Raw genomic sequence first — 14621 nt, 5'->3', positions numbered from 1 at the left:
AACGTGAGCGGCAAGGGCGCACCGGAGCTGTCCGTACGCAATGTGGGCGACCTGCGGGTCGCGGTCATCGCGGCACAGTGGCACGAGAAGGTGATGGACGGACTGGTGGACGGCGCGCTGCGCGCCCTGCACGACCTGGGCATCGACGAGCCGACCCTCCTGCGGGTCCCCGGCAGCTGGGAGCTCCCGGTGGTCGCCAAGGTCCTCGCGGGCCGCGGCTACGACGCGATCGTCGCCCTCGGGGTCGTCATCCGCGGCGGCACCCCCCACTTCGAGTACGTGTGCCAGGGCGTGACCCAGGGCCTCACCCAGGTCTCCGTCGAGACCGGCGTCCCCGTCGGCTTCGGCGTGCTGACCTGCGACACCGAGGAGCAGGCCCTGGACCGGGCCGGCATCGAGGGCTCCAACGAGGACAAGGGGCACGAGGCGGTGACCGCGGCCGTGGCCACGGCGGCGACCCTGCGCTCAGTATCCGAACCCTGGCGCTGACGAAAGGCGTATGTGGCATAGGCTGAGCGTCACCATGTCCAAGAAGACGTTCGAGGAGCTCTTCACCGAGCTCCAGCACAAGGCCGCCCACGGCGATCCCGCCACCTCCCGTACCGCCGAACTCGTCGACAAGGGCGTCCACGCCATCGGCAAGAAGGTCGTCGAGGAGGCCGCCGAGGTCTGGATGGCCGCCGAGTACGAGGGCAAGGAAGCCGCCGCCGAGGAGATCTCGCAGCTGCTGTACCACGTCCAGGTGATGATGGTCGCCCGCGGCATCTCCCTGGACGACGTGTACGCCCACCTCTGAGCACCAGCAATTCAGCACACCGTAAGAGCGAACGAAGGAAGCCGACCTCATGCTGCGCATCGCCGTCCCCAACAAGGGTTCCCTGTCCGGCCCTGCGGCGGAGATGCTGCATGAGGCCGGCTACCAGCAGCGGCGCGAGTCCAAGGAACTGCGGATCGTCGACCCCGGCAACGACGTCGAGTTCTTCTACCTCCGCCCCCGCGACATCGCCATCTACGTCGCATCCGGCCAGCTCGACATCGGCATCACCGGCCGTGACCTGCTGATCGACTCCGACGCCTACGCCGAGGAGATCCTGCCGCTCGGCTTCGCGCGCTCCACCTTCCGCTTCGCCACCAAGCCCGGCACCGTCGGCGACGACCTGGCGGACCTCAAGGGCAAGACGGTCGCCACCTCCTACGAGGGCATCGTCGCCAAGCACCTCGCCGACCACGGCATCGACGCCTCCGTCGTCCACCTCGACGGCGCCGTCGAGACCGCGATCCAGCTCGGTGTCGCGCAGGTCATCGCGGACGTCGTGGAGACCGGAACCTCGCTGCGCAACGCAGGCCTCCAGGTCGTCGGCGAGCCGATCATGAAGTCCGAGGCCGTCGTCATCCGCCGCATCGGCGCGGACGCCGAGGAACCGAAGGTCCAGCAGTTCCTGCGCCGCCTCCAGGGTGTCCTGGTCGCCCGGACCTACGTGATGATGGACTACGACTGCCGCGTCGAGCAGCTGGAGAAGGCCGTCGCCCTCACCCCGGGCCTGGAGTCGCCGACCGTGTCCCCGCTGCACAACGAGGGCTGGGTGGCCGTCCGTGCGATGGTCCCGGCCAAGGAGGCCCAGCGCATCATGGACGACCTGTACGACATCGGCGCCCGGGCCATCCTGACCACGGCCATCCACGCCTGCCGCCTGTAGAGAACGCCGCCTGTAGAGAACACAGAGATGTCCGAACTGCCTGCTCTTCCCGTCACGTTCCGGCCGGGCCGCACCCGGGCCGTCCTGCTCACCGCGGGCGTCGCGATCTTCGTCGTCATCACGGCCGTCGCGCTGCTCCTGGAGAAGCTCGGCCCCGGTGAGCGCCTCAGCTTCGTCCTCACCGGCGCGCTCATGTTCGGCGTGCTGGCGATGCTGGCGCGTGTGAAGGTCGTCGCCGACGAGTCCGGTGTCACCGTGGTGAACATCGCCACCCGGCGCCGGCTGGACTGGGCCGAGATCCTCCAGGTGAACCTCCGTCCGGGTGACCCCTGGGTGTTCCTCAACCTCAGCGACGGAACCAGCCTGCCCGCGCTCGGCATCCAGCCGGGCATCGCCAAGCAGCACGCCATCGCCGACGCGCGCGCCCTGCGGGCGCTCGCCGAGGCGCATGCCATCAAGGAGCCCGGGGACCGTGAGGGCTGACTCGGCGGCGTTCACCCTGCCGTAAATCGCGATGTCTTGATTAATCTGTTGGCGGAGGCGTTTTCGTGACGCCTCCGCCGCTGATGTGCCCGACGGTCTTCAGAGGCCCCCTGCTACCCGAGGAGTGATTCCCTCCAGCGATGGACGGATCGTCCTGTAGTACCTGCGCCGCCCCCAGCCGACATACCGGGGCGGCCGCGTCATGAGCATCCCCCTGCTGCTTCTCGCAGCCGCGTTCCTCCTGATCCTCGCCAACGGCTTCTTCGTGGCCGCCGAGTTCGGCCTGGTCACGGTCGAGGCGACGGACGCCGAGAAGGCCGCCGCCGAGGGCGACCGCCGGGCCCACCGGGTCGTCGAGTCGCTCAAGGAACTGTCCTTCCAGCTCTCCGGCACCCAGCTCGGCATCACCATCACCTCCCTCGTCGTCGGCATGCTGGCCGAACCGGCACTCGCCCAGCTGCTGGGCGGTCCGTTCACCGCGATCGGCATCCCCGAGGGCGCGGTGTCCGGTGTGGCCGTCGTCGTCGGCATGCTGCTGGCCTCGGCCGTGCAGATGGTGATCGGCGAGCTCGTGCCCAAGAACTGGGCCGTGTCCCGGCCGATGCAGGTCGCACGCTTCGTCGCCGGCCCGCAGCACGTCTTCGCCCGCCTGTTCCGCCCGGTGATCGCCGGGCTGAACGCCGTCGCGAACCGTCTCGTGCGCGCGCTGGGCATCGAGCCCGCCGAGGAACTGGCCTCGGCCCGCACCCCCGGCGAACTCGTCTCGCTGGCCCGGCACTCCGCCCAGGCCGGCGCCCTGGAACAGGACACGGCGGACCTCTTCGTACGGACCCTGTCGCTCGGTGAGCTCACCGCGCAGCACGTCATGACCCCGCGCGTGAAGGTCAGCGCGCTCCAGTCGTCGGCGACCGCCGAGGACGTGGTCAACCTCACCCGCGCCACCGGTCTGTCCCGCTTCCCGGTCTACCGGGACAAGATCGACGAGATCGTCGGCATGGTCCATCTGAAGGACGCTCTCGCGATCCGTTCGAGTGAGCGGCTGCGCACCCCCGCCGGCCGTATCGCCCGCCCGGCGCTGCTCGTCCCCGAGACCCTGCCCGTCCAGCCGCTGCTGGCCCAGCTGCGCAGCGAGCAGCCCATCGCCGTCGTCGTCGACGAGTACGGCGGCACGGCCGGCGTGGTCACGCTGGAGGACATCGTCGAGGAGATCGTCGGCGAGGTCCGCGACGAGCACGACGACGTGCTCAACGAACCGCCCGAACTCGCCGCGGCCCCGGCGGAGGACGGCCGTCCCGCCTGGGACGCCGACGGCAGCTGCCGGGTCGACATCCTCCAGCGCATAGGCCTCGACGTGCCCGAGGGGCCGTACGAGACCGTCGCCGGGCTCGTCGCCGACCTGCTCGGACGCATCCCGGCCGTCGGCGACCGGGCGGAGCTGCCGGGCTGGCGGCTGTCGGTGCGCCGGGTCGGCCACTACCGCGCCGAGCGGGTGCGGCTGGTGCGGACCGGGTCCGTGGTGGAGGTCGCCCGATGAGCGTCCTCCAACTCGTCTTCGCCGGGCTGCTCGTGCTTGCCAACGGCTTCTTCGTCGGCGCCGAGTTCGCCCTGGTCTCGGTGCGTCGCAGCCAGATCGAACCACTGGGCACGGCACGCGCCCGCCAGGTCCTGTACGGCCTGGAGCGGCTGCCGCAGATGATGGCGGCGGCCCAGTTCGGCATCACCGTCTGCTCGCTGACGCTCGGCGCGGTCGCCGAGCCGACCGTGGCGCATCTGCTGGAGCCGGTGTTCGAGTGGGCCCGGCTGCCGGCCGGCATGATCCACCCGCTCACCTATGTCATCGCGCTCGCCGCGGTGGTCTTCTTCCACCTGGTCATCGGCGAGATGCTGCCGAAGAACCTGGCCATGGCGGCGCCCGAGAAGGTCGCACTGTGGCTCAGTCCCGGCCTGGTGTGGTTCGCCCGCTTCTGCAAGCCGATCACCGTCGCTCTCGGCGCGGTCGCGCAGGCCATCCTGCGGCTGTTCCGCGTCGAGCCCAAGGACGAGATCGAGGCGGTCTTCACCAGCGAGCAGCTCAACCGGCTCGTCGAGGACTCCGGCCAGGCGGGCCTGCTCGGCCCCGAGGAGCAGGAGCGTCTGGAGGACGCCCTGGAGCTGGGCTCCCGCCCGGTGACGGACGTCCTCCTCGGCCGCGAGTCCCTGGTGACCGTCAGCCCGGCGGTCACTCCGGGCCAGATCGTCGCGCTCACCGCCCGCACCGGGTACTCCCGCTTCCCGATCGCGGTGGAGAACGGTGCCTTCATGGGCTATCTGCACGTGAAGGACGTCCTGGACCTGGAGGAGTCGGAGCGTGCGGTGCCGCAGCAGGTGTGGCGCCCGATGACGACCCTGCGCTCGGAACTGCCGCTGGACGACGCCCTGACGGTGATGCGCCGCGCCGCGACGCACCTCGCCCAGGTCGCCGACGCCTCCGGCCGGGTCCTCGGCCTGGTCGCGCTGGAGGACGTACTGGAGCTCCTGGTGGGCGAGGTACGCGACCCCGCGCACCGCGAGCTGCCCGAGGTACGGGTGACGGGGCCGCGGGTGAGCAGCGGCGAGCCGGAAGAGGCACTGGCCGGCTGACCCGGACACGGGGCCGCGGGATCCGTCACATGGCCGACGGATCCTGCGGGCCCCGGCCCGACAGCACTTCGCCGTACGCCTGCATCAGATCCGGCAGCCGGAGCGTGGACAGCTCGTCCCGGGTCAGCGCCCCCGGATAGGTCGTCAGCCGCAGATCCCGGTACGCGCAGCTCTTCTCGTACAGCGTCCGCAGGAACCGCCCGTTGCCCAGCTCGTCGATCCAGCCCTGGTCGACCACGTGCCCGGCGATCGACCGCAGCTCCTCCAGCGCCTCCTCGTCCCACGCGTCGCCGTTCTCGGCGGCGAGGACCTCGCCGATCGAGGTCAGTTCGAGGGGACGGTAGGAGGGGAAGTCGACGCGGGTCGTGAAGCGGGAGGACAGACCGGGGTTCGCGGCCAGCAGCCGGTCCATGCCCTCGGGGTAGCCGGCGAGGATCACGACCAGGTGGTCCCGGTTGTCCTCCGCCCGCTTCAGCAGCACTTGGAGGGCCTCGTCGCCGTAGGCGTCGCCCTTGCCGTAGCCGGTGTTGGAGAGGGAGTAGGCCTCGTCCACGAAGAGGACCCCGCCGAGCGCGGAGTCGATGAGCTCATTGGCCTTCACGGCCGTCTGGCCCAGATACTCGCCGACCAGGTCGGCCCGCTGGGCCTCCACGAGGTGGTCGCCGCCGAGCAGTCCGAGTGCGTAGAAGACGCGGCCCAGGATGCGCGCGACCGTGGTCTTGCCGGTGCCCGAGGGGCCGGAGAAGACGAAGTGCCGTTTCGGCGGCTGCACCGGCAGCCCCTGCCCGGTGCGCAGCCGGGCCATGTTCAACTGGGCGGACAGCGCCTTGACCTGGCGCTTGACCGGCTCCAGCCCCACCATGCGCTCGAGTTCGGCGAGCGCCTCCTCGAGTAATCCGGGGTCGGTCGGCCCGGCCGGCAGCGGCTGCGAGGACACGGCGGTCTTCTCGCGCACCGCGGGATCCACCACCGACGGCAGCGGGCCCGTGGGCAGGTCGGGGTCCGACAGTTTCAGGTCCCGTCCCTCGGTGCCGAAGAGCGGGTCGAGGCCGTCGACCATGTCCTGCCCGAAGCCGGTGAGCGTGATGGCCGCGAGGTCGGTGGGGTCGTCGTACCCGTCGCCCTCGGCGATGGCCGCGAGCCGGGCCGAGGTGTCCATGAAGGCGGGGTCGACGCGGTGCACGGCGCGGTAGAGGGGGAGGGCGGCGGCGGAGCGGCCCGTGCCCTCGTGCGCCCGGGCCAGCCAGTAGCGCAGTTCCTTGCGCTGCGGCTGCTCGCTGCGGCACCGCATCAGCGCGGCCGACAGCAGGGGTTCGGCCTGCCCGTACATCTCCAGGCGCACCCGGGCCATGCCGCCGAACAGGCCCGCCTCGATGCCGAGCATCGGATCGTCGAGCAGCGGTTCGGTGTGCCGGACGAGTTGCTCCCAGTCCTTCACCAGATAGGCGCGGCAGGCGTGCAGGAAGCGGACCTGGTGGTCGGTGTCCACGGGCGGGAGTCCGGCGAGCGCCCGGTCCAGCTCCGGCACGTGCCGGCCGTCCAGCCAGTGCGAGGCGTGCGCCAGCAGCAGGTCCCGCGGGCTCTCCAGCACCGGCTGCACCCACCAGCCCAGCCAGTACCAGGAGTTGAGCGTGCGGCGGTGCCGGGCGCGCTGCTCCCCGAAGCGGTCCCGGTGCCGGAACATCCGCAGCAGCGCGGTCGTCGTGTCGACGCGCAGCGCGTGCAGCCCGAGCCAGCCGTCGGCCATCCCGGGGTCGATCCGCACCGCGGTGCGGAACTCCTCCTCCGCCTGTGGATACGCCCCCATGGTGTAGGCATCCACACCTCGCAGCCAGGCGAGGTCGGCCGGGGCCTCGGGGCCCTGCGTGCCGAAGTCCATCACGTCCCCCACAAACCGTGCCCCCGTCGGTTGGCAGGCCGCCGGCCGTCGGCCGCCATGATCAGGTTGATCGAACCGCCGTACCGCGGACCGGAGTTGCAACGGTGCGCACCGCGGCCGTCCGAAGGTCGCACCGAGGGCATCGTACCTGCGAGGGCATGGCCCGCCCCAGGGTGCCGCACCTGCCGTTTGGCGAGGTGGAGGCAGATCGGGGGAGTGCGGACGGTGACCGAGGGTGAGCAAATCACGCCTCTCGGCGCCCGAAAAGTGGAGTCAGGGCAGAACGAAGCCCCCGATCACGGGGGAACAACCGGGGGCTTCGCGACTGCGGGCGGTCTCGAACGACCGCACATTGAGAACGTAAGTCCTGTACGGCCCCCGGGTCAAGCCGAGTTGAAGCACTCCGGGAACTTGTCCGGCGGCGCTCTTCACAAGTTCAGCACATTGCCGATGGGTCGTCACCGTGTGTGATGGACTGGTCCGGTCCAGCGGTCCCTGCAGGCCCAGGAATCACCTCATATCCCTTCTCGCGCTGCCGAACCAGAAGGTCGGCGAACGGCCGCGAAGGGTCCTCGGTGAAGTGACTCAGCTCCGCCCTGACCCACCCTTCCCAGAACTCCCGCTGCTCCTCCCCGTCCCGTGAGCGACCCCGCGTCCACGAATCCTCGTGCGGCACGTCCATCCACAGCAGCCGGGCGAGGTGGGGGCGCAGGCCGCGGCGGCCGGCTCCGACGCCCTCGACGACGATCACCGGCGCGGGCGGCAGGGCGATCGGCGCGCCGAAGCGGCGGGCCCGCCAGTCGTAGGGCGTGTAGTGGGCGGTCCGGCCCTCGGTGAGCGGTTCGATCACCTGGGTCAGCAGGCGCTCCGTCCACGCGAACAGCTCTTCGTGGCTGGCGATGTCGTCGAGATGCAGCACCGGGGCGTCGTCCAGCTCCCGGGCCAACCGCCCGGCGAACGTGGACTTTCCGGAGCCGGCGTGCCCGTCGACGCCGACGAGGCGGACGGGTCCGCAGGACGGGGGGAGGCGGCGCAGCCGCGCGGCGAGCTCGTGAATCGTTTTTCCTGAAAGCCGGTCGGGGTTGGGCATATTTCGTTGGAACATTCTAGTAGTGGGTGAAAGCGGATGCTGCGGTGGGATGAGAAAAGGTGTCGCTTTGAACTAGACGGCCGATGTCCACAATGCCGCAGAAAAACTCCGGCCACCACAGTGAAATCCGCGTTCCGCCTGAGGTCCACGCTGAGTAAGGTGCCAGGTGCGCAACTGTGGGGTGACGCAACGGGGATGGGCTGGGACACATGGCCGCGGGGTTATTCGAAGGGCAGTATGTCTGGCATCCGGCGGCCGACGACCGTGTGCTGGCGAGCGTATGCGTCGATGTCCGGGCCGGACGTTATCTCAGCTCCCGCGACGCCCTGGCCGAAACCCGCGGTGACTTCGCCCTGCGCGCCCACCGCTCCCTGGTGCTCGCCTCGGAGGCCGCCGACTCCGACCTCGTCGAGCGCTGGCTGACGGAGGAGCCGGGCCCCGAGGCCGCCCTGATGTGGGCGCGGGTCGCCGTGCTGCGGGCGTTGCGTGCGGCCGACGCCCGCGACCCGCGCACCGAGGCGCTGGAGCGGATAGCGCTGGCCGCCTGCGAGCGGGCCACGACGGCCGACCCGGGGGATCCCACGCCCTGGGTGGCCAAGCTCGCCATGGCCCGGCTGCACCGGCTGCGCGACCAGGCGCCGCGCGGGCTGCTCACCGCCCCGCCCGGGCCGTGGGGGCTGTTCGCGCACGTGCTGTCCCTCGACCCGTGGCACCGCGAGGCCCACCACCGTTTTCTGGCCTGCTTCTTCCCTCGCTACGGCGGCTCCGTGACGGGCGCCTGGGACGTCGCCGCCTTCCTCGGCCAGCGAGCCCCCGTCGACTCGCCGCTGCGGCTGCTCCCGCTGGTCGCCCTGGTCGAGTGCTACGACCCCACCCAGCTGCTCGCCGACCGCGTCTGGGAGCAGCCGCAGTGGCGTTCGACCGCACTGGAGATCCACCAGAGCTGGCTGCCTGTGGTGGCCGGCTACCCCTTCACTCCGGTCCTCGACCTGGCCTACCTCGCGCATGCCCTGGTCATGGCCCGGTGCGAGGCGCAGGCACGCCTCGTCTTCACGGCGATGGGTCCCTATGCCTCGCGCATGCCCTGGTCCGTCTTCGGCGACCCGGCCGAGCAGCTGTCCCGGGCGCGCCGCGCCTGCGGGCTGCCCGTGCCGGCCGCCTGACGTGCCGTCACCCCCCACCGAGAGAAAGGTCCGGCCCGTGTCACACCGGATATCCGCCCCGCGTGCCCGAGCGCGCGGTGGAGCGGATCCGCACGCGCTCGACGACGACGCCACACTGCATGCGATGGGTTATCCGAGAAAACTCACGCGACGCTTTCAGGCGTTCGACAATTTCGCCATATCATTCACCATCATCAACATCATCTCGGGTATCTTCTCGGGATTCGGATTCGGTCTGAACGCGGGCGGCCCGAGCGTTCTCGTATTCGGCTGGATAGGCGTCTCCGTCATGGTGCTCTTCGTGGGAGCAGCGATGGCGGAAGTGGCCTCCGCCTATCCGACGAGCGGCGCGCTCTACTTCTCCGCAGGAAAACTCGCCAAACGCCACAAGGGCGCCTGGTCCTGGTACACCGGCTGGCTGAACTTCGTGGGCCAGGTCGGCGGTACGGCCGCCACCGGGTATGCCGCGGCCACCTTCATCCAGGCATTCATCACCCTCCAGTGGCCCTCTTACGAGCCGACGGGTCACCGCACGGTGCTGATCACGGCCCTGATCATCGTGCTCCAGGGGCTCGCGAACACCTACACCGTTCAGTTGGTCGCCGTACTGAACAGGATCTCCGTCTGGTGGCTGCTCTGTGGACTCGTGGTCATCGTGACGGCACTCATCGTCATTCCGGATCACCATCAACCGGCCTCGTATGTCACGCATTTCGCGAACAACACCGGTTTCACGAGCGGGCTTTACGGCGGCATGCTCGGACTGCTCGTCACCAGCTGGACCTTCACCGGCTTCGACGGCAGCTTCCACATGTCCGAGGAAACGGTCCGGGCCACGGTCAACGCACCGAGGGGGATCACGCGGGCGATCGCATACTCGGCAATCGCCGGACTGCTGCTGATGCTGGCACTGGTCTACAGCATTCGTGACTACGACCGGGTCGCGGGCGCCGACGCGCCGCCGGTGCAGATTCTGATCGACGGACTCGGACTCGGCGGCGCGAAGGCACTGCTGTTGATCGTGATCGGCGCCATGCTGTTCTGCGGGCTCGCCAATCTCACCAGCAACACCCGGCAGATCTTCGCCTTCTCCCGGGACGGGGCGATGCCGGGCTCGCGCTGGTGGCACTCGGTCTCGCCGCGCACCCGCACCCCCGTCAAGGCGGTGTGGCTGGCGGTCGGCTGCTCGCTGACGCTGGTGGTGCCGGGCTGGTGGTCGCACACGGCGTTCACGGCCATCGTCAGCGTCAACGTCGTCGGCCTCTTCCTCGCCTACGCCGTCCCGATCCTGCTCAGGCTGCGGCTCGGCGACGAGTTCCAGCCGGGGCCCTGGCATCTGGGCCGCTGGGGCCGGCCGGTCGGGATCGTCGCGGTGACCTGGATCCTGGTCAGCAGCGTCCTGTTCATGCTGCCGCAGGCCTCGCCCGTCACCGTCGACTCGTTCAATTACGCGCCGGTCGCCCTGGCCGCGGTCCTGGCCGTGGCCACGGTGTGGTGGTTCACCAGCGCCCGCCGCCGCTTCCACGGCCCGGTCAGCTACGGCCGGCCCGACGAGGTGGCGGCGATGGACCTGGTCTGACGAACCGTAACCGGCCCCCGGTGCACACCGCCACGGTGGTGTGCACCAGGGGCTGTCTTGCTCATCTCACCCTGCCTGCAGGGGAGTTGGTGCTCCAGATCTTGTCCCGTTCACGCCAATGGCCGACACCGATATGCGTAGCCACGCCAGGGACCGAAGTGCTGGCAGAGGCTGCCTTGTGCGTTCATAGTGGGCGGACAGCCGTGCACAGGATCCGCCCGACTCGGACACCTGGGGGTCATCCGCCCATGAGCAGAGCCGAACAGCCGTCCCGCAGAACCGTCCTCGCCGCCGCGGTCGCCGCGGCCGTCGTCGGCGGCACCGGCCCGGCCGCCGCCGACAGCACCGCCGAGACCGCCGCCGACGCCCCGCCCCCCGCCGACGCCCGGGCCCGCACCGTCGACAACCGTGCCTGGACCACGTACCGCGACTGGCGCTGCGGCACCGCCCAGGGCACCCGGGCCCTCGCCGGCCGCCGCCCCGGCATCGTGATCACCGCGCCCGCGGGCACCGTCGACCACACCGACCCCCACACCGGCCGGACCGCGAGCTGGGAGTACGCGACCTGGACCTCCCCGGTCCACCGGCTCGGCGTGCCCGCGACCGAGGTGATCGCCTCCTGGAACGCGCACACCCCCGAGGGCACCTGGCTCCAGATCGAACTGGAGGGCACGTACTCCGACGGCACGGCCACCCCCTGGTACGTCCTGGGCCGCTGGGCCGCCGGTGACCAGGACATCCGCCGGACCTCGGTCGACGACCAGAGCGACGGCAGGAGCAGCATCTGGACGGACACGTTCGCGATCGACGACCCGGCGACCGGGCTGCGGCTGACCGCGTACCGGCTGCGGCTGACCCTCTACCGCAGGCCCGGCACCCGGCTCACCCCGAAGGTCTGGCGGGCCGGCGCGATGGGCTCCGACGTCCCCGACCGCTTCACCGTCCCGGCCTCCACCCCCGGCCTCGCCCAGGAACTGCTCGTCCCGCGGTACTCGCAGGAGACCCACGTCGGCCAGTACCCCGAGTACGACAACGGCGGTGAGGCCTGGTGCAGCCCGACCTCCTCGCAGATGATCGTCGAGTACTGGGGTGGCCGGCTCACCCCGGAGCAGCTGTCCTGGGTCGACCCGGCCTTCGCCGACCCGCAGGTCTGCCACGCGGCCCGGTACACCTACGACTACCAGTACGAGGGCTGCGGGAACTGGCCCTTCAACGCCGCCTACGCCGCCACCTTCGACGACCTCCAGGGTGTCGTCACCCGGCTCGGCTCGCTCACCGACCTGGAGACGCTGATCGCGGCCGGCATCCCGGCCATAACGTCCCAGTCCTTCCTGAAGGAGGAGCTGACCGGGGCGGGGTACGGCACCGCCGGCCATCTGATGACGGTCGTCGGCTTCACCGCGGACGGCGACGTGATCGCCAACGACCCGAACTCGCCCGGCAACGAGGCCGTGCGGCGCGTCTACAAGAGGCGGGAGTGGGAGAACATCTGGCTCCGGACCAAGCGGTACAACGCGAGCGGCAAGGTCGTCTCCGGCACCGGCGGCGTGTGCTACCTCTACTTCCCCGCGTGTCCGGATCCGCGCCAGCGCGCCGCGCTCGCGGCGGTGGGCGTCCTGTGAGCAAGGTCTCCGCCGCATAAACCGTTTCCGCGCCGCGATGCTCGTCACTCAGCTCGGCCTGTTGTGAGCCGGCCCACACGGAAACCTTTGTGTGGACATATCCCGACCCTGTTGTTCACGTGCCGCTCGGAGTCGTTCAGACTCGAACGGGTGGCTGGTGGAGGTCTGACATACTGCCGATGTCCCGCAGCCCGTTGAACAACAGGGTCTAAATTGAATATTAGTCAACAGCGCGACGCGGCCCGTCCCCGGGCACGCGGCACCGAACGCTCGGTGGCGCGCCGTGCCGAACTCATCGCCATCGGGCGGAAGCTGTTCGCCGACACGTCGTACGACGCGCTCTCCATGGACGACATCGCGCGCCAGGCCCATGTCGCCAAGGGGCTCATCTACTACTACTTCCAGTCCAAGCGCGGCTACTACCTGGCCATCATCCAGGACTCCGTCGCCGACCTGGTCACCTATGCGGCGAGCGGCGTCGAGCTGGACGCGGTGGACCGGGTCCACCGCACCATCGACAGCTACCTGCGCTACGCCGAGCACAACCAGGCCGCCTACCGCACCATCGTCAGCGGCGGCGTCGGCTTCGACGCCGAGGTGCACGCCATCCGGGACGGCGTGCGCGAGGCGATCGTCGCGACCCTCGCCGAGGGAGCGTACGGCCGGACCGACATCGCCCCGATCGCCCGCATGGGCCTGCTCGCCTGGGTGTGCAGCGTGGAGGGCGCCACCCTCGACTGGATAGACCGCCCCGAGCTGCCCCGGGACACCATGCGCGAGCTCCTGGTGAGGATGCTCGGCGGCGCCATGCGCTCCATCGAGGAGCTCGACCCCGACTACCGGGCCCCCGACCCGGCCCGCCGGGAGGGCTGACCCCGGACGTGCGCATGGGGCGGAGGTCTCGTGGTCCCCCGCCCCAGGCCCCCCGTGGGACCGGCTAGTTGATCGCCCTGATCAGCTCACCGTTCGCCGTGTCCCCGCTCAGCTCCCAGAAGAAGGTCCCGCCCAGCCCCTGCCGGTTCTTGTACGTCATCTTGCTCGCGATGGTCCCCGGGGTGTCGTAACTCCACCAGTTGCTCCCGCACTTGGCGTATGCGGTGCCGCCCACCGTCCCGGTCGCCGGGCACTTGGTCCTGAGGACCTTGTAGTCCTCGATGCCCGCCTCGTAGGTGCCGGCTGCCGCCCCGGTCGCCGTGCCGCCCGGTGCCGACTGGGTGACGCCGGTCCAGCCGCGGCCGTAGAAGCCGATGCCGAGCAGCAGCTTGGACGACGGGACGCCGAGGCTCTTGAGCTTGGCGATGGTCGCCGAGGTGTGGAAGTTCGCCTTCGGGATCCCGGAGTAGGAGTTCAGCGCCGAGTGCGGAGCCGTCGGACCGGTCGCGTCCCAGGCTCCGAAGAAGTCGTACGTCATCGGGTTGTACCAGTCGACGTACTGTGCCGCGCCCGCGTAGTTCGCCGCGTCGATCTTGCCGCCGCTGGTCGCGTCGGCGGTGATCGCCGCGGTGACGAGGTTGCGGGAGCCGAACTTGGCACGCACCGCCGACATCAGGTTCTTGAAGGCCTCCCGGCCACTGGTGTCACAGGTGGCACCGCAGGCGTTCGGGTACTCCCAGTCGATGTCGATGCCGTCGAAGACATCCGCCCACTTGGAGTTCTCGACCAGGTCGTAGCAGGACTGGGCGAACGCGGCCGGGTTGCGGGCCGCCTCGCCGAATCCGGTCGACCAGGTCCAGCCGCCGAAGGACCACAGGACCTTCAGGCCCGGGTGCTTCTTCTTCAGCTCGCGCAGCTGGTTGAAGTTGCCGCGCAGCGGCTGGTCCCAGGTGTCGGCGACGCCGTCCACCGACTCGGCGGCGGTGTAGGTGCGTTCGGTGGCGGCGTAGGAGTCGCCCATCGCGCACTTGCCGCCGGTGACGTTGCCGAAGGCGTAGTTGATGTGGGTGAGCTTGGCCGCCGAGCCCGAGGTCTCGATGTTCTTGACGTAGTACTTGCGGTCGTAGGTGCCCCATTCCGTGAAGTAGCCGACGACCTTGGAGCCGGCGGCCGGCTTCGGTGCGGAGTCGGGTTCGGCGGTGGCCGTGCCGGCGCCGGCGAGCAGTCCGACGCCGAGGACGGCCGCGCATGCGGCGGACACGAGCGCCCGGAGCCGGGTGCGCGGGCGGTGCGAAAGGTGCATCGGGTGTCTCCTCGTGGGGGAGAGGGGAGCAGGTGCCGATTGGCATGAACGCGATGATGCGTTGATCCGTCACGGTAGGAGGACTAGACCAGTACGTCAATGGTTCGGACCAATTTTGGAAGTGTTGATGACGTGTCGGACACTTCTTGAAGTGAGCGGTCGTTAACTGGTGACTCGATGCCTCCGATCGGGCATACTCGCAGCGCACAGCCGCTGGTCAGCAGCTTCCGAGACCCGGGAATGCGAGCATCGGCCCGGCACCAGTGAGACCCGGCGGAGCCGCCCCACCCAAGGCGTACGTCCGCCGACGTGC

Annotated in this window: 13 protein-coding genes; 10 read left to right on the top strand and 3 right to left on the bottom strand. The window is 70.0% G+C overall.

Annotated elements, in window-relative coordinates; all coding sequences use genetic code 11:
• Window positions 1-3: 3 nt before the first annotated feature.
• From ribH to AC3ETA_RS05465, 6 genes are all read left to right on the top strand, one after another.
• Entirely contained in the window at window positions 4-489 is a 486-nt protein-coding gene (gene ribH / locus AC3ETA_RS05490; protein WP_003988915.1) for a 6,7-dimethyl-8-ribityllumazine synthase, read from the top strand.
• A 34-nt stretch (window positions 490-523) separates the two neighbouring features.
• Window positions 524-796: a phosphoribosyl-ATP diphosphatase gene (locus AC3ETA_RS05485; protein ID WP_004990764.1), complete on the top strand. Its 273-nt coding sequence runs from the start codon at window positions 524-526 to the stop codon at window positions 794-796.
• 49 nt (window positions 797-845) lie between these two features.
• A complete protein-coding gene (gene hisG, locus AC3ETA_RS05480) occupies window positions 846-1697 on the top strand; it encodes an ATP phosphoribosyltransferase (RefSeq protein WP_432191662.1) in 852 nt (283 codons plus the stop codon).
• A 27-nt stretch (window positions 1698-1724) separates the two neighbouring features.
• Window positions 1725-2180, top strand: a complete 456-nt coding sequence (locus AC3ETA_RS05475; RefSeq protein ID WP_432191661.1) for a PH domain-containing protein — start codon at window positions 1725-1727, stop codon at window positions 2178-2180.
• Between the two features lie 202 nt (window positions 2181-2382).
• Complete coding sequence (locus AC3ETA_RS05470; protein ID WP_432191660.1) at window positions 2383-3714, top strand: hemolysin family protein; 1332 nt, start codon at window positions 2383-2385, stop codon at window positions 3712-3714.
• Complete coding sequence (locus AC3ETA_RS05465) at window positions 3711-4799, top strand: hemolysin family protein (RefSeq protein WP_432191659.1); 1089 nt, start codon at window positions 3711-3713, stop codon at window positions 4797-4799. The genes AC3ETA_RS05470 and AC3ETA_RS05465 overlap by 4 nt, the downstream gene beginning before the upstream one ends.
• 25 nt (window positions 4800-4824) lie before the next feature.
• Here AC3ETA_RS05465 and AC3ETA_RS05460 read toward each other — a convergent pair whose 3' ends face one another.
• Together AC3ETA_RS05460 and AC3ETA_RS05455 are read right to left on the bottom strand one after the other, a co-directional pair.
• Window positions 4825-6678 carry an AAA family ATPase gene (locus AC3ETA_RS05460; RefSeq protein ID WP_432191658.1) on the bottom strand — a complete coding sequence of 618 codons (1854 nt, stop codon included), beginning with the start codon at window positions 6676-6678 and terminating at the stop codon, window positions 4825-4827.
• 436 nt (window positions 6679-7114) lie between these two features.
• The gene (locus tag AC3ETA_RS05455; RefSeq protein ID WP_432191657.1) at window positions 7115-7768 is read right to left on the bottom strand and encodes a uridine kinase family protein; all 654 of its coding nucleotides are present in this window, start codon (window positions 7766-7768) and stop codon (window positions 7115-7117) included.
• 209 nt (window positions 7769-7977) lie between these two features.
• On the opposite strand from AC3ETA_RS05455, the gene AC3ETA_RS05450 reads away from it, so the two are divergent.
• From AC3ETA_RS05450 to AC3ETA_RS05435, 4 genes are all read left to right on the top strand, one after another.
• The gene (locus tag AC3ETA_RS05450) at window positions 7978-8931 is read left to right on the top strand and encodes a hypothetical protein (protein WP_432191656.1); all 954 of its coding nucleotides are present in this window, start codon (window positions 7978-7980) and stop codon (window positions 8929-8931) included.
• A gap of 37 nt (window positions 8932-8968) precedes the next feature.
• A complete protein-coding gene (locus tag AC3ETA_RS05445) occupies window positions 8969-10510 on the top strand; it encodes an amino acid permease (protein ID WP_432191655.1) in 1542 nt (513 codons plus the stop codon).
• A gap of 248 nt (window positions 10511-10758) precedes the next feature.
• Entirely contained in the window at window positions 10759-12132 is a 1374-nt protein-coding gene (locus AC3ETA_RS05440) for a C39 family peptidase (RefSeq protein ID WP_432191654.1), read from the top strand.
• A gap of 213 nt (window positions 12133-12345) precedes the next feature.
• A complete protein-coding gene (locus AC3ETA_RS05435; protein ID WP_432191653.1) occupies window positions 12346-13005 on the top strand; it encodes a TetR/AcrR family transcriptional regulator in 660 nt (219 codons plus the stop codon).
• 64 nt (window positions 13006-13069) lie between these two features.
• Here AC3ETA_RS05435 and AC3ETA_RS05430 read toward each other — a convergent pair whose 3' ends face one another.
• The gene (locus tag AC3ETA_RS05430; RefSeq protein ID WP_432191652.1) at window positions 13070-14308 is read right to left on the bottom strand and encodes a glycoside hydrolase family 18 protein; all 1239 of its coding nucleotides are present in this window, start codon (window positions 14306-14308) and stop codon (window positions 13070-13072) included.
• Between the last annotated feature and the right edge of the window lie 313 nt (window positions 14309-14621).

The organism is Streptomyces sp. bgisy027 (genome assembly GCF_057710365.1).
The sequence above is the reverse complement of the archived record's forward strand: the minus strand, read 5'-3'. Positions and strand labels throughout refer to the sequence as shown.